Source organism: Actinomadura keratinilytica (genome assembly GCF_039539665.1).
GTDB classification, from domain to species: domain Bacteria; phylum Actinomycetota; class Actinomycetes; order Streptosporangiales; family Streptosporangiaceae; genus Spirillospora; species Spirillospora keratinilytica.
The window spans coordinates 1-25,833 of sequence record NZ_BAABDO010000073.1 but is presented as its reverse complement, the minus strand read 5'-3'; the positions used below and the strand labels follow the sequence as shown (position 1 = coordinate 25,833).

The 25,833-nt window shown below is 71.6% G+C and carries 21 protein-coding genes; 18 read left to right on the top strand and 3 right to left on the bottom strand.

Annotation, left to right across the window (positions count from 1 at the left end; genetic code table 11):
- The first annotated feature begins 72 nt into the window (after positions 1–72).
- The 6 genes from ABD879_RS21365 (at position 73) to ABD879_RS21340 (ending at position 7,949) form a co-directional block, all read left to right on the top strand.
- Positions 73–1,035: a tRNA (adenine-N1)-methyltransferase gene (locus ABD879_RS21365; RefSeq protein WP_345023286.1), complete on the top strand. Its 963-nt coding sequence runs from the start codon at positions 73–75 to the stop codon at positions 1,033–1,035.
- Between the two features lie 346 nt (positions 1,036–1,381).
- Positions 1,382–3,145: a proteasome ATPase gene (gene arc / locus ABD879_RS21360; protein WP_345023285.1), complete on the top strand. Its 1,764-nt coding sequence runs from the start codon at positions 1,382–1,384 to the stop codon at positions 3,143–3,145.
- A 307-nt stretch (positions 3,146–3,452) separates the two neighbouring features.
- Positions 3,453–4,733, top strand: a complete 1,281-nt coding sequence (locus tag ABD879_RS21355) for an acyltransferase family protein (RefSeq protein WP_345023284.1) — start codon at positions 3,453–3,455, stop codon at positions 4,731–4,733.
- Positions 4,730–6,247 carry a depupylase/deamidase Dop gene (gene dop / locus ABD879_RS21350; protein WP_345023283.1) on the top strand — a complete coding sequence of 506 codons (1,518 nt, stop codon included), beginning with the start codon at positions 4,730–4,732 and terminating at the stop codon, positions 6,245–6,247. The genes ABD879_RS21355 and dop overlap by 4 nt, the downstream gene beginning before the upstream one ends.
- Positions 6,248–6,466: 219 nt before the next feature.
- Complete coding sequence (locus tag ABD879_RS21345) at positions 6,467–6,676, top strand: ubiquitin-like protein Pup (protein ID WP_345023282.1); 210 nt, start codon at positions 6,467–6,469, stop codon at positions 6,674–6,676.
- 100 nt (positions 6,677–6,776) lie between these two features.
- A complete protein-coding gene (locus tag ABD879_RS21340; RefSeq protein WP_345023281.1) occupies positions 6,777–7,949 on the top strand; it encodes an endonuclease VII domain-containing protein in 1,173 nt (390 codons plus the stop codon).
- A gap of 1,554 nt (positions 7,950–9,503) precedes the next feature.
- Here ABD879_RS21340 and ABD879_RS21335 read toward each other — a convergent pair.
- A complete protein-coding gene (locus ABD879_RS21335; protein WP_345023280.1) occupies positions 9,504–11,159 on the bottom strand; it encodes a hypothetical protein in 1,656 nt (551 codons plus the stop codon).
- A gap of 203 nt (positions 11,160–11,362) precedes the next feature.
- Between ABD879_RS21335 and prcB the strand changes: the two genes are divergently transcribed.
- The 6 genes from prcB (at position 11,363) to ABD879_RS21305 (ending at position 16,891) form a co-directional block, all read left to right on the top strand.
- Positions 11,363–12,208 (top strand): proteasome subunit beta, encoded by an 846-nt coding sequence (gene prcB, locus ABD879_RS21330; protein ID WP_285498303.1) that lies wholly within the window; start codon positions 11,363–11,365, stop codon positions 12,206–12,208.
- 20 nt (positions 12,209–12,228) lie between these two features.
- The gene (prcA, locus tag ABD879_RS21325; RefSeq protein WP_345023294.1) at positions 12,229–12,975 is read left to right on the top strand and encodes a proteasome subunit alpha; all 747 of its coding nucleotides are present in this window, start codon (positions 12,229–12,231) and stop codon (positions 12,973–12,975) included.
- A 275-nt stretch (positions 12,976–13,250) separates the two neighbouring features.
- Positions 13,251–14,609, top strand: coding sequence for a Pup--protein ligase (pafA, locus tag ABD879_RS21320; RefSeq protein WP_345023279.1), 1,359 nt, complete (start codon positions 13,251–13,253; stop codon positions 14,607–14,609).
- Positions 14,610–14,744: 135 nt separating this feature from the next.
- Positions 14,745–15,677 (top strand): FKBP-type peptidyl-prolyl cis-trans isomerase, encoded by a 933-nt coding sequence (locus ABD879_RS21315; protein ID WP_345023278.1) that lies wholly within the window; start codon positions 14,745–14,747, stop codon positions 15,675–15,677.
- Between the two features lie 60 nt (positions 15,678–15,737).
- A complete protein-coding gene (locus ABD879_RS21310; protein WP_345023277.1) occupies positions 15,738–16,397 on the top strand; it encodes a helix-turn-helix transcriptional regulator in 660 nt (219 codons plus the stop codon).
- A 14-nt stretch (positions 16,398–16,411) separates the two neighbouring features.
- On the top strand, positions 16,412–16,891 hold the full coding sequence (locus tag ABD879_RS21305; protein ID WP_345023276.1) for a DUF3291 domain-containing protein: 480 nt from the start codon (positions 16,412–16,414) through the stop codon (positions 16,889–16,891).
- A 48-nt stretch (positions 16,892–16,939) separates the two neighbouring features.
- On the opposite strand, the gene ABD879_RS21300 is transcribed toward ABD879_RS21305, so the two are convergent.
- On the bottom strand, positions 16,940–18,022 hold the full coding sequence (locus ABD879_RS21300; RefSeq protein ID WP_345023275.1) for a DUF3866 family protein: 1,083 nt from the start codon (positions 18,020–18,022) through the stop codon (positions 16,940–16,942).
- A gap of 93 nt (positions 18,023–18,115) precedes the next feature.
- Between ABD879_RS21300 and ABD879_RS21295 the strand changes: the two genes are divergently transcribed.
- The 6 genes from ABD879_RS21295 (at position 18,116) to ABD879_RS21270 (ending at position 25,068) form a co-directional block, all read left to right on the top strand.
- Positions 18,116–19,087 carry a helix-turn-helix transcriptional regulator gene (locus ABD879_RS21295; RefSeq protein ID WP_345023274.1) on the top strand — a complete coding sequence of 324 codons (972 nt, stop codon included), beginning with the start codon at positions 18,116–18,118 and terminating at the stop codon, positions 19,085–19,087.
- A gap of 63 nt (positions 19,088–19,150) precedes the next feature.
- Complete coding sequence (locus ABD879_RS21290) at positions 19,151–20,170, top strand: helix-turn-helix transcriptional regulator (protein WP_345023273.1); 1,020 nt, start codon at positions 19,151–19,153, stop codon at positions 20,168–20,170.
- Between the two features lie 246 nt (positions 20,171–20,416).
- Positions 20,417–20,650, top strand: coding sequence for a hypothetical protein (locus ABD879_RS21285; RefSeq protein ID WP_345023272.1), 234 nt, complete (start codon positions 20,417–20,419; stop codon positions 20,648–20,650).
- A 24-nt stretch (positions 20,651–20,674) separates the two neighbouring features.
- Entirely contained in the window at positions 20,675–21,019 is a 345-nt protein-coding gene (gene tatA, locus ABD879_RS21280; protein ID WP_345023271.1) for a Sec-independent protein translocase subunit TatA, read from the top strand.
- A 234-nt stretch (positions 21,020–21,253) separates the two neighbouring features.
- Positions 21,254–22,144, top strand: a complete 891-nt coding sequence (gene tatC / locus ABD879_RS21275; RefSeq protein ID WP_345023270.1) for a twin-arginine translocase subunit TatC — start codon at positions 21,254–21,256, stop codon at positions 22,142–22,144.
- A gap of 149 nt (positions 22,145–22,293) precedes the next feature.
- On the top strand, positions 22,294–25,068 hold the full coding sequence (locus ABD879_RS21270) for a DEAD/DEAH box helicase (protein ID WP_345023269.1): 2,775 nt from the start codon (positions 22,294–22,296) through the stop codon (positions 25,066–25,068).
- Between the two features lie 56 nt (positions 25,069–25,124).
- Here the strand turns inward: ABD879_RS21270 and ABD879_RS21265 are convergent.
- Positions 25,125–25,833 (bottom strand): Crp/Fnr family transcriptional regulator (locus ABD879_RS21265; RefSeq protein ID WP_345023268.1); only part of this gene is annotated, 709 nt, incomplete at its 5' end.

Below are 25,833 nucleotides of genomic sequence, written 5' to 3'. Positions count from 1 at the left end.
GACACCCCCGACCCCCGCCCGCCCCGCCGCACATGGCCTGAACGGCCCCCGCACACCGATAACCTGACCACCATGAGCGAACCCACGCCCAACGGCGCAGACGGCCACAACGGCCCGGCCACCGGCCGCGTCCCCCACGGACCCTTCCGCCCCGGCGACCAGGTTCAGCTCACCGACCCCAAAGGCCGCGTCAACACCATCACCCTCCAACCCGGCAAGCACTACCACTCCCACAAAGGCGCCATCGCCCACGACGACATCATCGGCAGCCCCGAAGGCACCGTCTTCCGCAGCACCGGCGGCACCGAATACCTCGCCTTCCGCCCCCTCCTCGCCGACTACGCCCTGCGCATGCCCCGCGGCGCCGCCGTCGTCTACCCCAAGGACGCCGCCCAGATCGTCGCCATGGCCGACATCTTCCCCGGCGCCCGCGTCGTCGAGGCCGGCGCCGGCTCCGGCGCCCTCACCTGCTTCCTGCTGCGCGCCGTCGGCGAACACGGCCTGGTCTCCTCCTACGAACGCCGCCCCGACTTCGCCGACATCGCCCGCGCCAACGTCGAACGCTTCTTCGGCGGCCCCCACCCCGCCTGGCGCCTCACCGTCGGCTCCCTCGAGGACGCCCTCACCGAAACCGGGGTCGACCGCGTCGTCCTCGACATGCTCGCCCCCTGGGAATGCCTCGACGCCGTCGCCAAAGCCCTCATCCCCGGCGGCCTGGTCTGCGCCTACATCGCCACCACCACCCAGATGTCCCGCGTGGTGGAAGACCTGCGCGCCCACGGCTCCTTCGCCGAGCCCTACGCCTTCGAAACCCTGCTGCGGTCCTGGCACATCGACGGCCTGGCCGTCCGCCCCGACCACCGCATGGTCGGACACACCGGATTCCTCGTCACCGCCCGCCGCCTCGCCGAAGGCGTCACCCCGCCGCCGCGCCGCCGCCGCCCCGCCAAAGGCGCCCACCCCGCCCCCGCCCCCGACACGCCCGCCGCCGGCGAAACCGCCGCCCGCACCGCCGAAACCACCCCTGAAACCTAGATCACACCCCGGCCGCCACCACCGGCCCCCGCACCACCGCCACCACCCCACGGCAACACCCCACCAGCTGCGGGCATGCACGCAACAAACAATTCACACAGCCCACCCCGACCCCCCAGAACCGCCCCCCACACCCCGACACCCGGGAATCCCACCCCCGCGCCCGGCGTTTCCCCTGCGTAATCCCGCAAACAACGGCATCCCCAGACCCCGGCCACCCGTCCACCCCGAACCGCCGCACCGCGGCGGGCACGACACGAGTACCGAAAGGGCAGGTTACGGAAGCCCGCCAGATAGGTAGGGTCTCAGTAGGTCGTCGGCTCTCTTCGTGAGGAGGTGACGGGGCGTGGCCGCTCGAGACGATGCTGGGGCGCGCAGGGCGCAGCACGACAAGGAGGTCAGGGACCTCCAGACGCAGGTGTCCTTCCTGGAGGAGGAGATCTCCGTGCTGCGCCGCAAGCTCGCGGAATCCCCGCGCCAAGTTCGGGTTCTTGAAGAACGACTCCATGAGGCACAGGCCAACCTGGCCGCCGTGACGGGGCAGAACGAACGACTCGTCGCCACCCTCAAGGAGGCCCGCGAGCAGATCGTGGCGCTCAAAGAGGAGGTCGACAGGCTCGCGCAGCCGCCCTCGGGGTTCGGCGTCTTCCTCGGCGCCCGCGACGATGGAACGGTCGACATCTTCACCGGCGGACGCAAACTGCGCGTCAACGTCAGCCCCGCCGTGGACGTCGAGAAACTGCAGCGCGGCCAAGAGGTCATGCTCAACGAGGCCCTCAACGTCGTCGAGGCCCTCGACTTCGAAGACCAGGGCGAGGTCGTCATGCTCAAAGAGCTCTTCGACGACGGCGAACGCGCCCTGGTCATCGCCCACGCCGACGAGGAACGCGTCGTCAAGCTCGCCGAGCCGCTCCGCGGCGTCCCGCTGCGCGCCGGCGACTCCCTCATGCTCGAACCGCGCTCCGGCTACGCCTACGAAAAGATCCACAAGGCCGAGGTCGAAGAACTCGTCCTGGAAGAGGTCCCCGACATCTCCTACGAGGAGATCGGCGGGCTCGCCTCCCAGATCGAGATGATCCGCGACGCCATCGAACTGCCCTACCTGCACGCCGACCTGTTCCGCGAACACCACCTGCGCCCGCCCAAAGGCGTGCTGCTCTACGGCCCGCCCGGCTGCGGCAAGACCCTCATCGCCAAGGCCGTCGCCAACTCCCTGGCCAAGCAGGTCGCCGAGAAGACCGGCCAGGAGGGCAAGAGCTTCTTCCTCAACATCAAGGGCCCCGAGCTGCTCAACAAATACGTCGGCGAGACCGAACGCCACATCCGCCTGGTCTTCCAGCGGGCCCGCGAGAAGGCCTCCGCCGGCACCCCCGTCATCGTCTTCTTCGACGAGATGGACTCCATCTTCCGCACCCGCGGCTCCGGCGTCTCCTCCGACGTCGAGAACACCATCGTCCCGCAGCTGCTCAGCGAGATCGACGGCGTCGAAGGCCTGGAGAACGTCATCGTCATCGGCGCCTCCAACCGCGAGGACATGATCGACCCGGCGATCCTGCGGCCCGGCCGCCTCGACGTCAAAATCAAGATCGAACGGCCCGACGCCGAAGCCGCCAAGGACATCTTCTCCAAGTACATCCGCCCCGAACTGCCGCTGCACCCCGACGACCTCGCCGAACACGGCGGCAGCCCCGAGGCCACCGTCGACGCCATGATCCAGCGCGTCGTCGAACGCATGTACGCCGAAACCGAGGAGAACCGCTTCCTCGAGGTCACCTACGCCAACGGCGACAAGGAAGTCCTCTACTTCAAGGACTTCAACTCCGGCGCCATGATCCAGAACATCGTCGACCGCGCCAAGAAGATGGCCATCAAGCAGTACCTCGACACCGGCCAGAAGGGACTGCGCGTCAGCCACCTCCTCGCCGCCTGCGTCGACGAGTTCAGCGAGAACGAAGACCTGCCCAACACCACCAACCCCGACGACTGGGCCCGCATCTCCGGCAAGAAGGGCGAACGGATCGTCTACATCCGCACCCTCGTCTCCGGCAAGCAGGGCGCCGAAGCCGGCCGGTCCATCGACACCGTCGCCAACACCGGCCAGTACCTGTAACACCGCCGGGCACCCGCCCGGCCCCACGGCCACACCACAACCGACCACCCGCAACCGACCACGACGACCCGACGCGGCGGCCACCCTCACCAGAGGGTGGCCGCCGCGCCACATCTCCACCCCCTCACCGAGGCACCCCCCGCCCACGGCAAGACCCACGGCAAGAAACGGCCACCCCTCCCCGCCACCCGGCCGAACACACCCCCGCACCCGTACCGCCCACCATGACCGCCAACGCCGCACCCCACCACACGAAATACGGAGAACCACACCAACACTTCGAGCCTGTCCCTTAAGCTCAACGCCGATGTCTCCCGCCCAGACCCACACCAGCAGCCGTCCCGCAGGTCACATCCGCCTCCACGAGGTCGACCTGCTCCGCTTCCTCGCCGCCATGGCCGTGGTCCTCTACCACTACACCGGCGGCAACGGAGGCGCCTTCAAGGACGAAACCGCCCGCGACCTGTTCACCCCGGTCTCGAAGATCACCCAGTTCGGCTACCTCGGCGTCGAACTGTTCTTCCTCATCAGCGGCTTCGTCATCCTCATGAGCGTGTGGGGACGCGGCCTCGCCGACTTCGCCGTCTCCCGCATCACCCGCCTCTACCCCGCCTACTGGTTCAGCGTCGCCCTCATCGGCGCCATCTACCTCACCACCGGCCTGGGCAGGGGACGCCCCGAAGACCTCATCCCCAACCTCACCATGTTCCAGCGCGGCATGGGCGTCACCGACGTCAGCGGCGTCTTCTGGACCCTCTGGGTCGAGATGCACTTCTACGCCCTCATCGCCCTGCTGGTCGTCGCGGGCACCACCTACCGCAACTGCCTCGCCTTCATGGCCACCTGGAGCGTGCTGGCCATCTTCGCCGACGAAACCGGCAACGAGACCCTCAAGAACCTCCTCATCCCCAGCTACGCCCCCTACTTCGTCGCCGGGATGGCCTTCTACCTCATCCACCGCTTCGGCTCCAACCTCCTCCTGTGGGGCATCGCCGCCTTCTCCTGGGCCGTCTCCATCCGCCACGCCGTCCCCGCCGCGACCGGCAAGCCCTACCACATCGCCCCCGCCGACGCCTGGCCCGCCGCCCCCGTCATCGTCACCGCCACCTACGCCGTCATGGCCCTCGTCGCCATCGGCGCCCTCCGCCGCCTCCGCTGGCGCTTCTTCGCCACCCTCGGCGCCCTCACCTACCCCACCTACCTCATCCACTACGAACTCGGCCCCCTCATCGGCCACGCCATCTACCCCGACATCCCCCGCTGGCCCGCCACCGCCATCATCGTCGCCGCCGTCCTGGCCGCCGCCTACCTCATCCACCGCTTCGTCGAACGCCCCGCCGCCGCCTGGCTCAAGCCCCGCCTGCGCGAATCCTTCACCCGCCTCCGCCGCATCGACCGCGGCCTCCGCAAAACCAGCCGCACGAACAACACCACCCCCAGCGCACCCGAAAAGCCGGACCACCCCCGCACCACCGCCGAAACCACCGCCGAAACCAGCGGCGACACACCGACCGACCCGACACCACGGCGCGATGAGGAGGAGCCCCATGGCCCCACCCCCTCCGCCCCTATAGGCTCGACGATATGAGTGTTCGGCGGGTGATGGGCATCGAGACCGAGTACGGCATCTCCGTACCCGGCCAGCCAGGGGCCAACGCGATGGTGACCTCCTCCCAGGTCGTCAACGCCTACCTCGCGGCCTCGGCCGCACGCGCCCGAAGGGCACGCTGGGACTTCGAAGAAGAGAACCCCCTCCGCGACGCCCGCGGATTCGACCTCGCCCGCGAGGTCGCCGATCCCAGCCAGCTCACCGACGAGGACCTCGGCCTCGCCAACGTCATCCTCACCAACGGCGCCCGCCTCTACGTCGACCACGCCCACCCCGAATACTCCGCCCCCGAATGCACCAACCCCCGCGACGCCGTCATCTGGGATAAAGCCGGGGAACGCGTCATGGCCGACGCCGCCCGACGCGCCGCCATGATCCCCGGCACCCACCCCATCCAGCTCTACAAGAACAACACCGACAACAAGGGCGCCTCCTACGGCTGCCACGAGAACTACCTCATGCGAAGGGAGACCCCCTTCGCCGACATCGTCCGCCACCTCACCCCCTTCTTCGTCTCCCGCCAGGTCATCACCGGCGCCGGCCGCGTCGGCATCGGCGTCGACGGCCGCGGCGACGGCTTCCAGATCAGCCAGCGCGCCGACTTCTTCGAAGTCGAGGTCGGCCTGGAGACCACCCTCAAACGCCCCATCATCAACACCCGCGACGAACCCCACGCCGACCCCGAGAAATACCGGCGCCTGCACGTCATCATCGGCGACGCCAACATGAGCGAGGTCTCCACCTACCTCAAACTCGGCACCACCTCCCTCGTCCTCGCCATGATCGAGGACGGCTTCCTCACCGTCGACCTCTCCGTCGACATGCCCGTCGCCGCCCTGCGCGCCGTCTCCCACGACCCGTCCTGCAAGCACCTGCTCACCCTGCGCGACGGCCGCAAGATGACCGCCGTCCAGCTGCAGATGGAATACCTCGAGCAGTCCCGCAAATACGTCGAGGACCGCTACGGCGCCGACGTCGACGAGATGACCAAGGACGTCCTGGACCGCTGGGAGTCGGTCCTGCACCGCCTCGGCGACGACCCCATGCAGCTGTCCCGCGAGCTCGACTGGGTCGCCAAGCTCGAACTGCTGGAGGGCTACCGCAGCCGCGACGGCCTCGACTGGTCCCATCCGCGGCTGCAGCTGGTCGACCTGCAGTACACCGACATCCGCCCCGACAAGGGCCTCTACAACCGCCTGGTCGCCCGCGGCCGCATCGAACGCGTCGTCTCCGAGGACGAGGTCCGGCACGCCATCGAGCACCCGCCCGAGGACACCCGCGCCTACTTCCGCGGCCGCTGCCTGCGCCAGTACGCCGACTCGGTGGCCGCCGCCTCCTGGGACTCGGTCATCTTCGACGTCCCCGGCCGCGAGTCCCTGCAGCGCGTCCCCACCCTGGAGCCCCTGCGCGGCACCCGCCAGCACGTGGGCGCCCTGCTGGACCGCTGCCGCACCGCGGGCGACCTGGTCGCCACCCTGACCGGCGAGGGCTGACCGGACCTTTCATCGGGGCTGACAAGCGCCCCCATGTGGTAAAGCGCCACATGGGGGCGCTGCTGGTTTGTGACCGTTATGACCGTTTCGCTGGGCGATGGACGGGCGATAACCCCACCAGGCCCCCGGCCGACCCGGGGCGGTGAAACGGCTCGACATGATCCGCTCACCGACCAAGATCGGGGATAGGCTGGGGGCGACCGGCAGAGGAGGAACGGGATGCCCACGAAGGACACCGGCGGTCAGAAGCAGACCACGCGCCGCACCGAAGAGGTCGAGGAGACCCAGGCGACGAGCACCGAAGAACTGCAGGAGCGAAAGGAAAAGCTCGACGACGACGTCGATGCAATTCTGGACGAAATCGACGAAGTTCTCGAAGAGAACGCAGAGGAATTTGTTCGCAGCTACGTGCAAAAGGGCGGACAGTAGTCTAAATCGGACATAAGAAATAGTGGGGGTAATCAGCATTTCTTGGTCACCAATTGAAAAGCGCTGACATGGGGCAGGGGTGGGTTATAGGGTCGGGCCCATGTCGACCAAGAAATGCCGGGACTGCGGACAGGAGAAGCCTGTCTCGGAGTTCTGGAAGCGCAAAGCCTCTCCTGATGGGCTCGCCTTGTACTGCAAAGAGTGCTTCGGTCTGCGCAATGCCAAGTCCTACCGTGGTGCGCAGGCCCGGCTGGGCAAACAGGCCAGGCCGTACCGCAGGCACTCGGCCGTGCCCGAGGGTATGAAGTACTGTCCCCGCTGCAAGGAGACCAAGCCTGTCGAAGGGTTCGGACGGAACCGGGCGGAGAAGTCAGGGCTGGCCGCCTACTGCAAGCCCTGCCACAACGCCGCGATGTCCGAGATCAAGCGTCGGAATCACGGCAGTCAGCGCGGCTATCTGCTCAAGCTCCGCTACGGTCTCACCGAGGAGCAGGTGGAGCAGATGAAGACGCGGCAGGGCGGCATCTGCGTCATCTGCCTCCAGAACGCGGCCAGGCATGTCGATCACGACCACATGACCGGGCTCGTCCGCCACCTGCTGTGCTTCAAGTGCAACGGCGGCATCGGCCAGTTCGAGGACGACCCGCAGCTGATGCGCGATGCCGCCCTGTATCTGGAGCTCACCGGCCCGCACGCGCGGAGCATGTTGATCGAGCTGGGCACCAAGGTGATCAACCGTGCCAACCGGCACGTGCTCAACGAGCTCAGGCGCCGGGCGAAGCCGCGCCCGATGGCGGAGGGGTCGACGCGGCACTACCACCTGCGCCAGAAGTACGGCATCGACCACGACGACGCCGAGACCCTGCTCCACCTCCAAAAAGGGCTGTGCGCGATCTGCTGCGACAAGCCCGCCGAGCACGTCGACCACGATCACGTCACCGGTGACGTGCGCGGCATGCTGTGCACCGGCTGCAACACCGGCATGGGCCAGCTGGGCGATGACCCGATCTCCCTTCGCCGGGCGGCCGATTACGTGCAGCGCCGCCTGGTCCGGGAGGTGCCGGACGGTGAGGACGGCGCCACGCGGCTGTCGTTCACCGAGCCGGACGTCGACCCCCGGACGGTCCCGATGGACGGCTGGGGCCCGTACAGGGAGCGGGACGGGGCGTACCGCAGGGACGCGGCCGCCATCGAGGAGGAGATCGAATGCCTGCGGTGGGCCGAGGACCTGGTCGCGTCCTGGAGTGCTGACGGAGGTGTCCCGGCGGTCTGACCGGAAGACCGGACGAAGAACACCGTAAGGGACGGCACCTCAGCAGCCGACCACCTGTAGGACGCGCCCAAGCCGCCGCCAGACCGCACGCGCCATTCTGACACGCGCTCACCTGGCCACCGAGCGGCAGCCTGCCGGGGGTCATCCGGCCAGCCCGCTGCCCTGCCCCGTCTCCGCAGCCGCCGCCGGGTTTCGTACGCGCGCCAGGCCCGGGCCTGTCGGGCAGGGCTGCTGCGGCGGCTTCGCCGCAGTCCGAGGCGCCGCCGGGGATGTGCCTTACGCGCGTCCCGTGGTCCCGTCTGCCGCCTGGCCGGTGCTGCCGGGCGCCACCGAATGAGGCTGATGCGCTCACCTGGTCAGCGGGCGGCGGATTGTGGGGGAGTCATCCGGCCAGCGCCGAGCCGTCGCAGGGTTCCTCGGCCCTGACTCGCCCTGGCCTGCCGGGCGGAACCGCTGAGGCGGCTTCGCTGTGGCCTGGGGGCGTTGTCGGGGATGCATCTTCGCCGCGTGCCTTGTTGTCTCTGCTGCCGCCTGCGCCGGTGTGGCCGGGCCCCAGCGAACCAAGCCGATGCGCGCACGTAGCCAGCGAGCAGTAGTCAGCCGGAAGTCGGCTGCCCGGTCTCCGGGCCGTTGCAGGGGGCCTCGGGCTCGCCGGGCGGGACCGGTGCGGCGGCTTTGTCATAGCCCGAGGCGTTGTCGGGGGGGACCTCAGCTGCGTGCTCCGTTGTATCCGCTGTCGCCTGCGCTGGTGCGGCCGGGCACCGGTGAAGCGGGCTGACGTGTGTGCCTTGCTGTTGAGCGGTAGCCCGCTGACGGTTGGCCGGGTCCGCGGTTTTGCCGTGGCTTTCCAGTCGCCGGGTTCCTGGCGTCCTTTACGCCCGGTCTTCGGCGGGCGCAACCGGTGTGGTGGCTTGGCCGCGGCCCGAGGTGCCGTCATGGACTCGGCCCGGTGCTCTCGGCGTCTCGGCTGTCGCCTGTGCTGATGTGGCTGGGCGCGAGGGAACCGAGCCGACGCCTGCGCGCCTGGCTGCCGAGCGGCTGCCCGTCAGGTCGTGTCCGGTGGATCTTGAGCTTTCGCTGTGGTCGATCTCGAGTGTGGGGTGGGCGGCGGCCGGGGTGTCCGCCGCCTGTTGCGGGCTTGGGCATCGCCGCTGCCATCTGCCGACGCGCCGATCAGCGGGGTGCCCGCCCGTCTCGATGCGGCCACCCCGCTGGCGCCGCAGCGTGGTCGAACGCGTGTCGGCCGACTCAGATGACGTGCGATGTCAGCCGCCCGCCGCGCCGAGCTCGCTTGCCGCTACCGGACCGGGTTCCCCCTGGTCACCGCACGCCGCGGATGCACCGGGATCCACCGGTTGCCCTAGGAGTTGTCCGACCGGGCCTTGCTCCGCCCGAGATCTCCTGCCGCCGGGTTCCTGGCGTCCGTCATGTTCGGTCCCGGGGGGTGGGACCGGTGTGGTGGCTTTGGCGTCGTCGGGTGCGCCTTGCTGCCGTGTCAGGTGTGGCGGGGGAGCCGCGGTCCAGGGTTCGGCGGGTGTGGGCGGCGATTGGAGGTCAGGGGTCGGGGGTGGGGTGCGGGTCGATGACCTGGTCGGGGTCGGTGATCGCGCAGCCGTTCTGTTCGGGTGCGTCGGCGGGGGGAGCGGCGGGCGTGTCGTCGTTCTCGGGCTCGGTGGTGTCGTCGATGGGGAGGTCGGTGACGGTGGGGGCGGCGGCGAGGGTGTCCAGGTGGGCGATGTAGGCGTTGGGGACGGTGAAGCCGCGGGGTGGGATGGGGATGCCTCCGGCGAGGCGGGACCAGGCGAATCCGACGGCGGCGGAGGCGCTGAGGACGGCGATGGCGGTGTCGGGGGCGGTTGGGGTGAGCCGTGGTGACGGGGTGTCGTCGGTGGGCCAGAGGTCGCGCAGGGGGTGGGTGTCCTGCTGGACGATGTCGGTGAGGAGTGTGCGCAGTTCGGGGTCGAGCCAGCGGGAGACGGGGGTGGCGAGGTCGGGGCGGTAGGCGGCCATGTCGGCGGCGAGGAGGGCGGTGGCGGCGTGGCGGGGTTCGATGAAGGCGGGGTCGGCCGGGTCGCCGCACAGGCGGTGGAGGGCGGTGGCGAGGTCGTAGAAGGCGAGTTGGAAGCGTTCGCCGGGGGCGGAGTCGGCGAAGAGGGTGGCGGCGAGCGGGGCGGGGCAGCGGGTGCGCCAGGCGCGTTCGACGGCTTGGTCGCCGTAGGGGAGTGCGCTGTGGTCGAGGGCGGGGTTGGCCTGGAGGGGTTCGATCATGGCGAGCAGGGCGGTGGCGCGCAGGCGGAAGCGGGGGTCGTCGCGGAGGGCCTGGGCGGTCATGACCATGCAGCGGATGAGTTGGGCGGCGGCGTGGGGGCGGCCGGCGCGGAGGCGTTCGGCGTAGAGGCCGATGATGGTGTGCAGGGGTGGTGGGGCGAGCCAGCGGAGGCGGCCTTGGTCGCCGTAGGGCTGGGCGAGGTGGGGGTTCCACAGGTCGAGCAGGTCGTGGTGGACCTGGGGGTCGAAGGCGGGGACGGAGGCGCACCAGAGGGTGGTGCTCCAGGTGGCGGCGATGGTGCTGGGTGTGCCGTGGAGGAAGAAGTTCCAGCCGAGCGGGTAGTCGGTGGGGGGTGCCTGGGCGGCTTCGGACATGACGGAGCGCAGGCGGTAGAGGATGGCGCCGGACAGGGGGGTGCCGGCGATGGCGCGGGGTGGTCCGTAGTCGTGGGCGTAGTCGGGCCCGGTGGGGAGGATTTCGGCGGGGATGAGGGGCGGGGCGTAGCCGGGTTGGAGGGGGAGTGCGGTGGTGCGGTCGCGCCCGGCGGGGGGTGGGCTGAGGAACCAGCGGCTGTCGGCGGGGTGCCAGCGGTACCAGCGGGCCCAGGCGCCGTGGAGCCACCAGCCGTGGTCGGGGAGGGAGAGGAGTTGGGGGATGAGGGCTTGCTGGCGTTGGAGGGGGGTGGCGGTGGGCCACCAGGGGCTGCGGACGATGAGGCGTGTTTCGTGTTCGGCGCGCGTGAAGGGGTCGGCGTCGTCGGGGAGGGGTGGTTCTGGTGGGGACGCCGGGGGGGTGGCGGCGTAGGCGGGGATGGTGTGGGGGCGCCGGGAGGGCCAGGGGTGTTGGCCCGGGGCGCTGGGCCATGTCGGTTGGCCGAGGGGGCTCGGCCAGCCCGGTTGTCCGGGCGGGGGGCCTTGGGGGCCGGGAGGACGCCACACCACGGGGTCATCGTAGTGGGCGGTGGGGTGGGCGGGGTTTGGCGTGGAGGGGTTTGGGGGTGTGTCGGGTGTGTGGGTTTCGCCATGGGCGGATCCGGGTGAGGATCACGTCGCATGCGGTGAGCGGGGTTTGAACAGTAGGGTCTAGACGTCCGCGCCGGTGTGCTCGTGTGGGCGGCCGGTGCCATGGTGGAGGAAGGAGTCGCGTGGGGTCGCACGATTCGCACACCCGACGTCTGCCGGGGTTGTTCGGTAGCCCTGACACGTCTTCGTTCACGGAGTTCCTGGCCGGGTATGCGCCGGAGTTGCTGCCTGGGCGGCGTGTGCTGCCGGCGTCGTCGGCGGGGGAGGAGATTCCGCACGGTACGACGATCGTGGCGGTGACGTTCCCGGGCGGTGTGGTGATGGCGGGCGATCGGCGCGCGACGGCGGGGCACATGATCGCTCAGCGGGATGTGGAGAAGGTGTTCCGGGCCGACGAGTTCTCGGCGATCGCGGTGGCGGGGACCGCGGGGATCGGGATGGAGCTCGTGCGGTTGTTCCAGGTGGAGCTGGAGCACTATGAGAAGCGGGAGAGCCGTCCGCTGTCGATGGAGGGCAAGGCGAACCGGCTGGCGACCATGATCCGGGGGAATCTGGGTCTGGCGATGCAGGGGCTGGCGGTGGTGCCGTTGTTCGCGGGGTACGACGAGGAGCGGGACGAGGGGCGCATCTTCTCCTACGATCCGGCGGGGGGCCGGTATGAGGAGCGGGAGTTCCATTCGATCGGTTCGGGGTCGGTGTTCGCGCGGGGGGCGTTGAAGAAGCTGTACCGTGCGGATCTGTCGGCCGAGGACGCGGCGACGGTGTGCGTGCAGGCGTTGTACGACGCGGCCGATGATGATTCGGCGACCGGTGGGCCTGATCTGGCGCGCCGTATCTTCCCGGTGGTGGCGACGGTGACGGCCGACGGTTACCGCAGGCTGGGTGAGGACGAGGTGGGCGCGTTGGCGCAGGCCGTGGTGGAGGCTCGGTTCGAGTCGCCCGGTGGTCCGACCGCTCCGCTGCGATAGAAGGGATCCGACCGGTGTCCATGCCGTTCTATGTGTCGCCCGAGCAGCAGATGAAGGACAAGGCGGACTATGCGCGTAAGGGGATCGCGCGGGGCCGCAGTGTCGTGGTGCTGCAGTATGACGACGGCATCTTGTTCGTTGCGGACAATCCGTCGCGGGCGCTGCACAAGATCAGTGAGATTTACGACCGTATCGCGTTCGCGGCGGTCGGGAAGTACAACGAGTTCGAGAATCTGCGGCTGGGCGGGGTGCGGTACGCGGATATCAACGGGTACCAGTACGACCGGCGTGATGTGACGGCGCGCGGGTTGGCGAACGTGTACGCGCAGTCGCTGGGGACGATCTTCACGGAGACGAACAAGCCGTACGAGGTGGAGCTGGTGGTGGCCGAGGTGGGGGAGGATGCCGCCTCGGATCAGATCTACCGGTTGACGTTCGACGGTTCGGTGGCCGACGAGCACGGTTATGTGGCGATGGGCGGTCAGGCCGATGCGGTGGCGCAGGCGTTGAAGGACCGGTTCCGGGAGGGGATGGGTCTGGCGGAGGCGCTGCTGGCGGCGGTGCGGTCGCTGGAGGCGCAGGATTCGGATCGCCGGTTGGAGGCGACGTCGTTGGAGGTCGCGGTGTTGGACCGCAACCGTGAGCACCGGTTGTTCAAGCGGCTTCCGGCGGCGCGTATCGAGGCGTTGCTGCGTGAGGCGGAGAGCGGTTCGGCGGGTGCGTCGTCGGAGGGCGCGTCGGGGGACGGGGGTTCTGAGTCGTCCTGAGCCGCCGGTGCGGTGCCGTGTCGCCCGTAGAGGGCGCGTGGCGCGGTTTTTCGGTGGTGTGACCCGTCGTGGGTGGTCGTTCCCGGGTGGGGCGGCTGGTCACGGCGGGTTTTTTCTTGGGGTGTGCGGCGCGGTGCCGGTTTTGTGTGGTGCGGGTGGCGGGTCGTGCGGCGGTCAAACCTGTCGGGGGTGGCCGTCCCTGGCCTGTTGGCTGGTGCGAAACGAGGGGCTGTGGAGACTGCCAAGTGGCGGTCCTGCCGCATAGGCTCGCTGGTGTGGACAGGCGCATCTTCGGGCTCGAGAACGAGTACGGCGTCACCTGCACCTTCCGCGGGCAGCGGCGGTTGTCACCCGACGAGGTGGCCCGCTACTTGTTCCGGCGGGTGGTGTCGTGGGGCCGCAGCAGCAACGTGTTCCTGCGCAACGGCGCGCGGCTCTACCTGGACGTGGGCAGCCACCCCGAGTACGCGACGCCCGAGTGTGACAGCGTCATCGATCTGGTGACGCATGACAAGGCCGGTGAGCGGATCCTGGAGGGTCTTCTGGTGGACGCCGAGCGGCGTCTGCGGGAGGAGGGGATCGCCGGCGACATCTACCTGTTCAAGAACAACACCGATTCGGCGGGCAATTCGTACGGCTGCCACGAGAACTATCTGGTGGGGCGGCACGGGGAGTTCGGGCGGCTGGCGGACGTGCTGATCCCGTATCTGGTGACGCGGCAGATCATCTGCGGTGCGGGCAAGGTGCTGCAGACGCCGCGGGGGGCGGTGTACTGCGTGTCGCAGCGGGCCGAGCACATCTGGGAGGGGGTGTCGTCGGCGACCACGCGGTCCCGGCCGATCATCAACACGCGGGACGAGCCGCATGCCGATGCCGAGCGGTTCCGCCGGCTGCATGTGATCGTGGGCGACTCGAACATGAGCGAGACCACGATGCTGCTGAAGGTGGGCGCGACCGACCTGGTGCTGCGGATGATCGAGGCGGGCGTGGTGATGCGGGACCTGACGCTGGAGAACCCGATCCGGGCGATCCGCGAGGTCAGCCATGACATGACGGGGCGGCGGAAGGTGCGGCTGGCCAACGGCCGGGAGGCCAGTTCGCTGGAGATCCAGAAGGAGTACTACGGCAAGGCGAAGGACTTCATCGACCGGCGCGGCGGGGATCCGGTGGTCAAGCGGGTGCTGGATCTGTGGGAGCGGACGCTGCGGGCGGTGGAGACCGGGGATCTGGATCTGGTGGCGCGGGAGATCGACTGGGTGACGAAGTACCGGATGATCGAGCGGTACCGGCGCAAGTACGATCTGCCGCTGTCGTCGCCGCGGGTGGCGCAGCTGGATCTGGCGTATCACGACGTGCACCGCGACCGGGGGCTGTACTACCTGATGGAGAAGCGCGGTGCGGTGGAGCGGGTGACGCGTGATCTGGAGGTGTTCGAGGCCAAGTCGGTGCCGCCGCAGACGACGCGGGCGCGGTTGCGGGGGGAGTTCATCCGGCGGGCGCAGGAGAAGCGGCGGGACTTCACGGTCGACTGGGTGCATCTGAAGCTGAACGATCAGGCGCAGCGGACGGTGCTGTGCAAGGATCCGTTCCGGTCGGTGGACGAGCGGGTCGACAAGTTGATCGCCGGTATGTGAGGGCGGTGTGGGGCCGGGGGCGGTGCCGGTGCGGGGTGCCGTCCCCGGTTTCGCGCGTGTAGGGCTACTGGCGGGTCACCTTGGCGGTAGGGTGTGCGCTCAGTCCGGGTCGCCGTGCGTTGGGTGAGGAGCCGCATGCGCCGTCGTGTCTTCGCGCCGTTGCTGGGGATCGTGCTGGTGGCGCCGCTGGTGTTGGCCGCGGGGTGTTCGGGTGGGGACGACGTCGAGGTGACGGTCCGGGGGAGGTTCGGGGCGCGTCCGGAGGTGTCGTTCCCGAAGGGGGCGCCGAGTGCGGAGCTGGCGGTGAAGACGCTGGTGAAGGGGGACGGCGAGGGGGCGCGCAAAGGGGATCTGGTGGTGGCCGACTATGTCGGTTACCGGTGGGGCAAGGACGGCAACAAGTTGCTGGCCAACAGTTATCTGGCGGGGGTGCCGGGGGCGTTTCCGACGGGTCGGCTGGTTCCGGGGTTGGACAAGGCGCTGCTGGGGGCGCGGGCGGGTGACCGGGTGGTGGCCAAGATTCCGCCTTCGGAGGGGTACGGCGACAAGGGCGACACCCAGCATCAGGTGGGCCCGGACGATTCGCTGGTGTACGTGCTGGACGTGCGGGGGGTGTACGGGAAGGCGGCGCATGCGCAGGGCCGGGCGCAGGCGTTGGACGATGCGGGGCTGCCGCGTGTGTCGGGCGGCGGGCAGGGGCAGGCGCCGCAGGTCACGGTGCCGCGTGTGGCGGCGCCGAAGAAGCTGCAGGTGCGCACCCTGATCCAGGGGCGGGGGCCGGTGGTCGCCAAGGGGCGGCTGCTGGCGTTGCAGTATGTGGGGGTGTTCTGGCGGAACGGCCAGGTGTTCGACTCGTCGTGGCGCAGCGGCCGCCCGTATGCGGTGACGATCGGTACGGGCCAGGTGATGAAGGGCTGGGACCAGGCGTTGGTGGGGCAGCGGGTGGGCAGCCGCCTGCTGCTGGTGGTGCCGCCGTCGCTGGGGTACGGCAAGGAGGGGCTGGCGCAGGCCGGTATCAGGGGTGACGACACGCTGGTGTTCGTCGTGGACCTGCTGGGCGTGCACTAGTCGTTTCCGGGGCGGGGGCGGTTTTCTAACGCCGGTTCCGGTTGTTCTTAGACTGGGCCGGTGGAGGATTTCGAGGCTTTCGGTGCGCTGCGCGACCCGTTGCGGCGGCGGCTGTACGAGTACGTGGCGGCGCAGGATCATCCGGTGAGCCGGAACGAGGCGGCCGAGGCGGCGGGGGTGGCGCGGACGCTGGCGGCGTTCCATCTGGACAGGCTGGCCGAGGCGGGGCTGCTGGAGACCGAGAGCCGCCGGTTGACGGGGCGGTCGGGGCCGGGGGCGGGGCGTCCGGCCAAGCTGTACCGGCGGTCGGCGGGGGAGCGGGCGCTGTCGCTGCCGCCGCGCGACTACCGGACGGCGGCCGAGGTGCTGGCCGAGACGGCCGAGGCGGCGGGGTTGGACGAGGAGTTGCGGGCGGCGGCCCGGCGCCGGGGGCGGGCGTTGCGCGGCGCGGGGCCCGTGGGCGGTCTGGGGGAGGCGGAGGCCGTGCTGGCGCGCCGCGGGTACGAGCCGCGGCGTGAGGAGGGCGGTGCGGTGCGGATGCGCAACTGCCCGTTCCACGCGCTCGCCGAGCAGTTCCCGCCGCTGGTGTGCGGGATGAACCTGGCGCTGCTGGAGGGGCTGCTGGAGGGGGCGGAGGGGGTGCGGGCGCGGATGGACGCGCGTCCGGGGTGGTGCTGCGTGGTGGTGGAGGAGACCCCTTCTAAAAACAACGAAGATTGACATACGGTGCGGGCATGACGGAACATCATCTCGCCCAGATCAACGTGGCCGCGCTGAAGGAGCCCCTGGACGCCCCGGGCATGGCGGAGTTCGTGTCCCTGCTCGACCCGGTCGACGCGCTGGCCGACCGGTCGCCCGGCTTCGTGTGGCGCCTGGTGGGGGAGGGCGCCAACGACGCCACCGGCGTGCGTCCCGTCGGCGCCGACGTGATCATCAACATGTCGGTGTGGGAGTCGCGGGAGGCGCTGTGGGACTTCGTGTACCGCAGCGCCCACCTGGAGGCGCTGCGGCGCCGCCGGGAGTGGTTCCGGCGGCACGTGGACGCCCACCAGGCGCTGTGGTGGATCCCCGCCGGCCGCATCCCCACGGTGGAGGAGGGCGTGGAGCGCCTGGAGCTACTGCGCGGCCGGGGGCCGTCCCCGGACGCGTTCACCTTCCGCGACTTCTACACCCCGGACGGGGTCCCCGAAGGGGCGCAGCCCGCCCGGGCCTGAGGGCCGCCCACTGACCGGACGGCCGCCCCCTGACCGGACCGCGGCCGGTCAGGCGAGCAGGGAGGCGGCGTGGCGGCCCGCGGCGGCGGCCGACAGGAAGTAGGCCGGGTCCTCGTCCAGGCGGCGGCCCATCGTCGACAGCCGCACCCCCCAGTCCGCCTCGGCGGCCCGCAGCACGTCGCGCAGGCCGTCCACCGGCACCGGCACCAGGGTGTGGCGCTCGCCCAGCGGCGCCGCCTGCGCCGCGACGCGCTGCCCCAGCTCCCCGCCCAGTTCGGGCACGACGACGTCGGCGGGGGCCAGCGCGACGCGCCCGTAGGCGGTGAGGCTGTGGTGGGACACGCCCTGGTGCCGTTCGCGGGCGTCGCCCTCGCTGACCCGCAGGGACGCCACGGGGCGCCCCGACAGGGCGGCGGCGGCGTTGACGGCCTCCCCGGCCGCGACGCCGGAGAACCCCCAGCGGGTGCCGCTGCCCAGGTTGCCGGGCCCCTGCGCCACGACCGCCACGTCGGCGTCCAGTACGAGCCGCGCGGCCAGCAGCCCGGTGTGGACGGTGACGGTCTCCAGGTCGCCGCCGAACGCCTGCCCGACGGTGACCGCGGCGGCCAGCGCGCCGGCCTGCCGCAGCCGGGCGATCGACATGGAGAACCAGGCGGGCAGGGCGCCGCCGTCGGTCATCACGTACACCACGCGGGTGCCGGGCCGGTCGGCCAGCAGGCCCGCCAGGATCGGCGGCAGCGCCGAGTGCAGGTCGGCCACGATCACCGGCATGCCGTCCACCGAGTCGGCGTCGCGCAGCGTCGCGTGGTGGGGGGAGTCCTGCTCGTCGGCGCCCAGCACGGTGGCCTGCAGCGGGGTGTAGCGGGCCTTGACCAGGTGGCCGGGGCCGGACGGGTCGGGCGGCAGCCGGTCGGGGACGGCCACGACCATGGCGTAGCCGCCGGTGCCCAGGCCGAGGGCCAAGGCCGTAGTGTTGAGCAGGACGGTGTCGCCCGGTTGCGGCCGGCCCACCAGTGCGGTGTAGGCCAGGGCACGCCGGGTGCCGTCGCCGTCGATCGTCACGTCGAGCTCGACCGCCCCCGGCCATTCCCGGCGGACGCCTTCAACCGTGCCTTTGCGCCATCGGATCACAGCAGGAAACGGTAGCGTCCTGATCGGAGGAATCGTCCGGGAACGCGCGGGCTCGCCGAGCGGACCGCAGCACGACTTCGAGGTGGTGGCCAAGTGTCGCGGCGCAAGACCGAGCGCCTGCTCAATCTGGTGGTCTGCCTGCTGGCCACGCGGCGTTATCTGACCGCCGAGCAGATCCGCCGGGCGGTGCCCGGCTACCCCGACTCCGACGAGGCGTTCAAGCGGATGTTCGAACGCGACAAGGAGGAGCTGCGCGAGCTGGGGGTGCCGCTGGAGGTGGGCAGCGACCGGCTCGGCGGGGGCGGGGAGGAGACCGGGTACCGGATCCCCCGGCAGGCCTACGAGCTGCCCGACATCCATCTGACGCGCGACGAGGCGGCGGTGCTGGGGCTGGCGGCGCGGGTGTGGCAGCGCGCCAGCATGGCCGACGCGGCGTCGGGGGCGCTGCTGAAGCTGCGCGCGGCCGGGGTGGAGACCGACACCGCGAGCGCGCCGGGCATCGAGCCGCGGCTGGACACCGGCGAGCCGTCGTTCCCGGCGCTGTGGGAGGCGGTGCGCGACGGCCGCCCGGTGGCGTTCGACTACCAGGGGGTGGGCCGCACCCGGGTGACGCGGCGGCACCTGGAGCCGTGGGGCGTGGTGAGCCGCCGGGGCCGCTGGTACGTGGTGGGGCACGACCGCGACCGGGAGGAGACGCGGGTGTTCCGGCTCAGCCGCATCGTCGGGGAGGTCGCGCCCGACGGCCCGCCCGGCAGCGTCACCGTCCCGCCGGGGGTGGACGTGCGGCGCATCGCGTTCACCCGGGGCGACCCGGTGAGCGAGCCGCGTCCGGCCACGGTGCGGCTGCGGGCGGGCGCCGCGCAGGGGCCGCGGCGCTGGGCGCGGGACGTGCGGCCGGTGGGCGACGGGACGTGGGACGAGGCCGTCCTGACCTTCCGCGACGTCGACCGGTTCGCCCCGTACCTGGCGCGGTTCGCCGACGACGTGGTCGTGCTGGACCCGCCGGACCTGCGGGAGGCGGTCATCTGGCAGCTGAAGGCGGCGCTGGCGGCGCACGACCGGTGACCGGCGGCCGGACGGGAGCGGACGGGGAGCGGACGGGGAGCAGGCGATGACGGGGAGTGAGCGATGACGGGGCGGAGCACGGGGGCGCCCGCGGCCCGGGCGGCGGGCCGCGCCACCACCTCCACCGACCGGCTGGCGCGGCTGCTGGCGCTGGTGCCGTATGTGATCAGCCGGGACTCGGTGGCGCTGGACCAGGCCGCGCGGGCGTTCGGCGTCACCGAGAAGCAGCTGATCGACGACCTGAACCTGCTGTGGTGCGTGGAGCTGCGCGCGCCCGACCCCTACTGCCCGATCGACCTGTCCTACGAGGGCGGGGAGATCATCGTCACCGAGGCCGAGTCGATCGCCCGGCCGCTGCGGCTGAAGGTCGACGAGGCCAGCGCGCTGCTGGTGGCGCTGCGGATGCTGGCGGACATCCCCGGCCTGCCCGACCGCGACGCGCTCAGCCGCCTGATCGCCAAGCTGGAGACCGCGGCGGGCGCGGCGGCGGCGCCGGCCAGCAAGGTGGCGGTGGAGGTCGCCGCGGGCGGCGCGGCGGACGTGCACGGCCACCTGGCGAGCCTGCGCGACGCGATCGCCCGGGGCCGGCGGGTGCACCTGGCGTACTACGTGCCCGCCCGCGACGAGAACACCGAACGCGACGTGGACCCCATGCGGCTGCTGGTGGTGGAGGGCAGCACGTACCTGGAGGGGTGGTGCCGCCGCGCCGAGGCGGTGCGGCTGTTCCGCCTGGACCGCATCACGTCGCTGCGGGTGCTGGACGAGGTGCCCGCGCAGGTCCCCGAGGACGCCGAGCCGCGCGACGTGGACGCCGGCCTGTACCGGCCCTCGCCCGACGACGTCGTGGTCACCCTGGAGCTGACCGCGCAGGGCCGCTGGGTCGCCGACTACTACCCGTGCGAGAGCGTGCGGGAGCTGGGGGAGGGGCGGCTGGAGGTGGTGCTGCGCACCTCCGACACCCGCTGGGTGCGGGGCCTGGCCCTGCGGCTGGGCGACCAGGGCCGCGTGGTGGCGCCCGCCGAGCTGGCCGCCGAGGTGCGCGGCGACGCCGCCCGCGCCCTGGCGCTGTACGGGCACGCGTGACGGGGGCTCCGGCGGGACGGAGGCTCCGGCAGAAGGACGGACTTCGGCGGAAGGGCAGACTTCGGCGGAAGGGCAGACTTCGGCAGGGCCGCGGCGAGGGCCGCGGGGACGGGCGCGGCGCCCGGTCCGGGTGTTGTTCGCACTGTTTCGTAGTGATACGACGTCCATGTGAACATCACGTGACGGTGCCGCGCGGACCGGTCCGGATGACGACAGCGGTGGAGGACGTCGGTTACCGTGGCGGACGTGGGATGGGTCGGTGTGTCGGTGGCGCTGGGCTTCGCGGGCCTGGCCGTGCTGGCGGTGTGCGCGTTCAGGGTCTACCTGGGGGTGCGCCGCCTGGGCCGGGAGTTGGGCCGGGCGCGGCGGCGGCTGGCCCCGCGGCACTCGGCGCTGACCGAGGAACTGCGCATCCTGCAGGACAGGACGGCTCCCCGGGGGGAGGCGCGGCGTCGCCAGGACGGCGTACGATCGTCGTGAGTAGACCTGCTGAAGAGGAATGTCATGGGTAATTTCGGCACCAGCGAGATCCTGATCGTCCTGCTGGTCGTGCTGCTGCTGTTCGGGTCGGCCAAGCTGCCCCAGCTGGCCCGCTCGCTGGGCAAGTCAGCGCGCATCCTGAAGGCCGAGACCAAGGGCCTGCGCGAGGACGACGAGCCCGCGGCCGCGCCGCAGGCGGCGCAGAGCGACCCGCGCCAGGAGGCCGCCCGGCTGCGCGAGGAGGCCGCCCGCCTGGAGCGCGAGGCCGCCGCCGCCGACGGTGCCGCCGCCCCCCGGCGTCCGCTGCCCTCCGGCGAGCCGATCCAGGGCGTTCCGGTCTCCGACCCCAACCAGATCCGCAACTCCTGACCGCGTCCCCGGCGTCGCCCCGGTGCCGTACCGTGACGTACAGCGCGTGCCGTACGCGCCGCACACGCTGCACGTGCCGCGTGTGCCGCCGTCCGGTGCCGCGCCGCGGTGCCGCCGCGCGGGGCGGCCGGGCGAGCGTGCGGCGCCCGCCTCTTCCGCACCCGCGGCGCCCCGCGCGCACCCATCCGACCCTCGTGCCCGCGTGAGCGGCGGCACCCGACCCCGAAGCCGACGATGAAGTTTCTGAGCCCGCGCAGCGGCAAGGCCGTCGACCCCGAAGGCCGCATGCCGCTGATGGACCATCTGCGCGAACTGCGCAACCGGCTGATCAAGGCGCTGCTGGCCCTGCTGGTCGGGACGATCGTCGGCTGGATCTTCTTCCAGCCCATCTGGGACTTCCTCAAGGACCCCTACTGCTCGCTGCCCGCCTCCCAGCAGCTGGAGGCGGGCAAGTGCACCCTGGTGGTCAACACCATCTTCCAGCAGTTCTTCCTGCGCCTGAAGATCTCCTTCATCGTCGGCATCGTGATCTCCTCGCCGGTGTGGCTGTACCAGGTGTGGGCGTTCGTGGCGCCCGGGCTGTACCGGCGGGAGAAGCGCTGGACGTACGTGTTCCTCAGCGCGGCGATCCCGCTGTTCCTGGTCGGCACCGTGCTGGCGTACCTGACCGTCGACAAGGGCCTGCAGCTGTTCCTGGGCGGGTTCTCCATCGACGACGTCACCGCGCTGATCACCGTCGACCACTACCTCGGCTACGTGCTGGCCATGCTGCTGGTGTTCGGCATGACCTTCGAGCTGCCGCTGTTCGTGGTGGTGCTGAACATGGCCGGCGTGCTGAGCTTCGAGATGATCAAGAAGTCGCAGCGGATCGCGATCTTCGGGATCTTCGTGTTCGCGGCCGTGGCCACCCCCAGCGGCGACCCGTTCACCATGCTGGCGCTGGCCCTGCCCACCCTGCTGCTGTTCGAGGTGTCGGCGGTGCTGGCGTACTTCAACGACCGGCGCCGCGCCCGCCGCCCCGACCCCTACGCGGGCCTGTCCGACGACGAGGCGTCCCCGCTGGACCTGGACGAGATCGACGCGGAGCTGGAACAGCGCGGACGCCCCGCCGACCCGGCCCGCTGACGCCCCCCGGCCCGGCCGCCCCGGCCCTCCGACCGCCTGCGGCCCGGCCGCCGGGCCTTCCGCGACGACCGACCGCCGGCCCGTCCCGGCCCGCGCGCCCCGGCGCCCGGAATTGGGAATCGGGCCGGGTGAAAACGTAGGCTCGACTCATGACCACCCCCGACACGCAGTCGGCAACCGAATCCCCCGCGGCGCGGTACTCGGCGTTCCGCAGGCGCACCGCGGGCAACGGCCCCGCCCTGCTGGACTTCCAGACCCTCTACGACTTCGACCTGGACCCGTTCCAGATCGAGGCGTGCCGCGCCCTGGAGTCCGGCAGCGGCGTCCTGGTCGCCGCGCCCACCGGCTCCGGCAAGACGGTGGTGGGGGAGTTCGCCGTCCACCTGGCCCTCACCGGCGGCCGCAAGTGCTTCTACACCACGCCCATCAAGGCGCTGTCCAACCAGAAGTACGCCGACCTGGTGAGCCGCTACGGCCCCGAGAAGGTCGGCCTGCTCACCGGCGACAACAGCGTCAACGGCGAGGCGCCCGTGGTGGTGATGACCACCGAGGTGCTGCGCAACATGCTCTACGCCGCCTCGCCCACCCTGTCCGGGCTGGCGTTCGTGGTGATGGACGAGGTGCACTACCTGGCCGACCGGTTCCGCGGCGCGGTCTGGGAAGAAGTGATCATCCACGTGCCGGACTCGGTGCGGATCGTGGCGCTGTCGGCCACCGTCAGCAACGCCGAGGAGTTCGGCGAGTGGCTGCAGGCCGTCCGCGGCGACACCGCCGTGATCGTCGACGAGCACCGGCCCGTCCCGCTGTTCCAGCACATGCTGGTCGGCACCCGCCTGTACGACCTGTTCGTCGAGACCGGCAAGGGCGCGCACCGGCAGGCCCGGGTCAACCCGCAGCTGCAGCGCATCGCCGTGGAGGAGGTGCGCCGAGCCAAGCTCAACCAGAACCGCCGCACCGGCCGCCGCCGCGCGCCCCGCCCCGCCCGGTTCCGGCCGCCCGCCCGGCCCGAGGTGGTGGAGCGGCTCGACCGGGCCGGGCTGCTGCCGGCGATCCACTTCATCTTCTCCCGCAACGGCTGCGACACCGCCGTCCTGCAGTGCCTGCACGCCGGGCTGCGGCTGACGTCCAAGGAGGAGAGCGAGGAGATCCGCGCGCACGTCGAGCTGCGCACCGCCGACATCGCCCCCGAGGACCTGGCGGTGCTCGGCTACGACGACTTCCTGGCGGCGCTGGAACGCGGCATCGCCGCCCACCACGCCGGGATGCTGCCGACCTTCAAGGAGATCGTCGAGGAGCTGTTCGTCCGCGGGCTGATCAAGGTGGTGTTCGCCACCGAGACCCTGGCCCTGGGCATCAACATGCCCGCCCGCACCGTGGTGATCGAACGGCTCGACAAGTGGAACGGCGAGGCCCACGTCGACCTCACCCCCGGCGAGTACACCCAGCTCACCGGGCGCGCCGGCCGCCGCGGCATCGACGTCGAGGGCCACGCGGTGGTGGTGTGGAGCCCGAACGTCGACCCCGGGTCGGTCGCCGGGCTGGCCGGCACCCGCACCTACCCGCTGAACTCCAGCTTCCGCCCGTCCTACAACATGGCGGTCAACCTGGTCGGCGCCGTCGGCGTCGAACGCGCCCGCACCCTGCTGGAGGAGTCGTTCGCCCAGTTCCAGGCCGACCGCGCCGTCGTCGGCCTGGCCCGGCAGGTGCACCGCAACGAGGAGGCCCTCGCCGGGTACGCGCAGGCCGCCGAGTGCCACCTGGGCGACTTCATGGAGTACGCGGCGCTGCGCCGCCGCCTGTCCGACCGGGAGGCCGAGCTGGCCCGCGAGCGGTCCGCGGCGCGCCGCGCCGAGGCCGCCCGCAGCCTGGAGCGGCTGCGGCCCGGCGACGTCATCCACGTGCCGTCCGGGCGCCGCTCCGGCCTGGCGGTGGTGCTCGACCCCGGGCTCGGCCGCCGCTCCGACGGGCCCGCGCCGCTGGTGCTGACCGTCAACCGGTCCGTGCAGCGGCTGTCGGTGCAGGACTTCCCCCGCGCCGTCGAACCCGTCGAGCGGCTGCGCATCCCCAAGGGGTTCAGCCCGCGCAACCCGCAGGCCCGCCGCGACCTGGCCGCCACGTTGCGCAACAAGGTCCCCGACGACGCCCACGAGCGGCGCCGCGGCGGCCGCGGCCGGGACGTGCCCGCCGCCGACGACCGCGAGATCGCCGAACTGCGCGCCCGGCTGCGCCGCCACCCCGTGCACGGCTGCGACAAGCGCGAAGAGCACGCCCGCTGGGCCGAACGCTACTACCGGCTGGAACGCGAGACCGAGCAGCTGCGCCGCCGCGTCGAGGGCCGCTCGCAGGTCATCGCCCGCACCTTCGACCGGGTCTGCGCCGTCCTGCAGCAGCTCGGCTACCTCGACGGCGACACCGTCACCGACGAGGGCCGCCGCCTCGGCCGCATCTACAACGAGCTGGACCTTCTGACGGCCGAGTGCCTGCGCGCCGGGGTGTGGGAGCACCTCGGGCACGCCGAACTGGCCGCGTGCGTGTCGGCGCTGGTGTACGAGTCGCGGCAGCCCGACGACGCCGCCCCGCCCCGCACCCCCGGCGGGCAGACCCAGGAGGCCCTGGCCGCCATGGTGCGGCTGTGGGGGCAGCTGGACGCCGTGGAGAAGGACAACCGCGTGTCGTTCCTGCGCGAACCCGACCTGGGGTTCGCCTGGACCGCCTACCGGTGGGCGCAGGGCCACGACCTGGACGAGGTGCTGCTGGAGACCGACCTGACCGCCGGGGACTTCGTCCGCGCCGTCAAGCAGCTGCTGGACCTGCTCGGGCAGATCGCCGACGCGGCCCCCGACAACAGCCACATCCGCAAGACCGCCCGCCGCGCCATCGACGCCATGCGCCGCGGCGTCGTCACCTACTCCTCCGTCGCCTGACGCGGCCGGCCCCGCCCGCGCGCCGCGCCGGCGGGGCCGCGGTCCGCGCCGGCGGTTCAGTCGCCGCCGTCGGCGAGGGCGCGCAGGCCCGGCAGGTCCTCCACGACGATCTTGCGCCAGCCGGTGCGGACCAGGCCCCGGGCGCGCAGGTCGTTCAGCGCCCGGGCGACGGTCTCGCGGGAGGCGTCCATCCAGCTGCCCAGCTCCTCCTGCGACAGCGGCGGCGCGATCGCGATGCGGCCGTCCGGGCCGGGCGGGCCGTGCCGGGCCGACATCTCCGCCAGCTGCGCCAGCAGCCCGGCCAGCCGCCGGGTGCCCCGGGCCGACACGTGCGCCTGCAGGCGCCGGTCGGCGTCGTCCTGCCGCCGCACCAGCGTGCCGCTGACCAGCCGCCACACCGCCGGATGGCCGTCGAGGAACGCGGTGAAGCGCGCCGCGGGCACCACCAGCGCCCGCACCGGGCTCAGCGCCGTCACCGTCGCCGACCGGCGGCGGCCCCCCAGCACGGCGCTCTCGCAGATCAGGTCGCCCGGGCCGCGCACCGCCAGCACCACGTCGCGCCCCTCGGACGTCGTGGAGGTGACCTTGGCCCAGCCGCTTTCGATGACGATGATGTGGTCGGAGTCCTCGCCCTGGAAGCACAGCGGCGTCCTGGCCGGGTAGGTGCGCGGGCGCGCCGCGGCGCGCAGGGCCGCGCGCAGCTCGGCGTCCAGCGCGTTCCAGAAGCCGTCGTGCGGCGCGGCGGCGGCGCCCGCGCCGGGCGGG

Coding starts and splice junctions, on each gene's coding strand:
- ABD879_RS21365 (WP_345023286.1), top strand. CDS start 73: ATGAGCGAACCCACGCCCAACGGCGCAGACGGCCACAACGGCCCGGCC.
- ABD879_RS21355 (WP_345023284.1), top strand. CDS start 3,453: ATGTCTCCCGCCCAGACCCACACCAGCAGCCGTCCCGCAGGTCACATC.
- dop (WP_345023283.1), top strand. CDS start 4,730: ATGAGTGTTCGGCGGGTGATGGGCATCGAGACCGAGTACGGCATCTCC.
- ABD879_RS21345 (WP_345023282.1), top strand. CDS start 6,467: ATGCCCACGAAGGACACCGGCGGTCAGAAGCAGACCACGCGCCGCACC.
- ABD879_RS21340 (WP_345023281.1), top strand. CDS start 6,777: ATGTCGACCAAGAAATGCCGGGACTGCGGACAGGAGAAGCCTGTCTCG.
- prcA (WP_345023294.1), top strand. CDS start 12,229: ATGCCGTTCTATGTGTCGCCCGAGCAGCAGATGAAGGACAAGGCGGAC.
- ABD879_RS21315 (WP_345023278.1), top strand. CDS start 14,745: ATGCGCCGTCGTGTCTTCGCGCCGTTGCTGGGGATCGTGCTGGTGGCG.
- ABD879_RS21305 (WP_345023276.1), top strand. CDS start 16,412: ATGACGGAACATCATCTCGCCCAGATCAACGTGGCCGCGCTGAAGGAG.
- ABD879_RS21290 (WP_345023273.1), top strand. CDS start 19,151: ATGACGGGGCGGAGCACGGGGGCGCCCGCGGCCCGGGCGGCGGGCCGC.
- tatA (WP_345023271.1), top strand. CDS start 20,675: ATGGGTAATTTCGGCACCAGCGAGATCCTGATCGTCCTGCTGGTCGTG.
- tatC (WP_345023270.1), top strand. CDS start 21,254: ATGAAGTTTCTGAGCCCGCGCAGCGGCAAGGCCGTCGACCCCGAAGGC.
- ABD879_RS21270 (WP_345023269.1), top strand. CDS start 22,294: ATGACCACCCCCGACACGCAGTCGGCAACCGAATCCCCCGCGGCGCGG.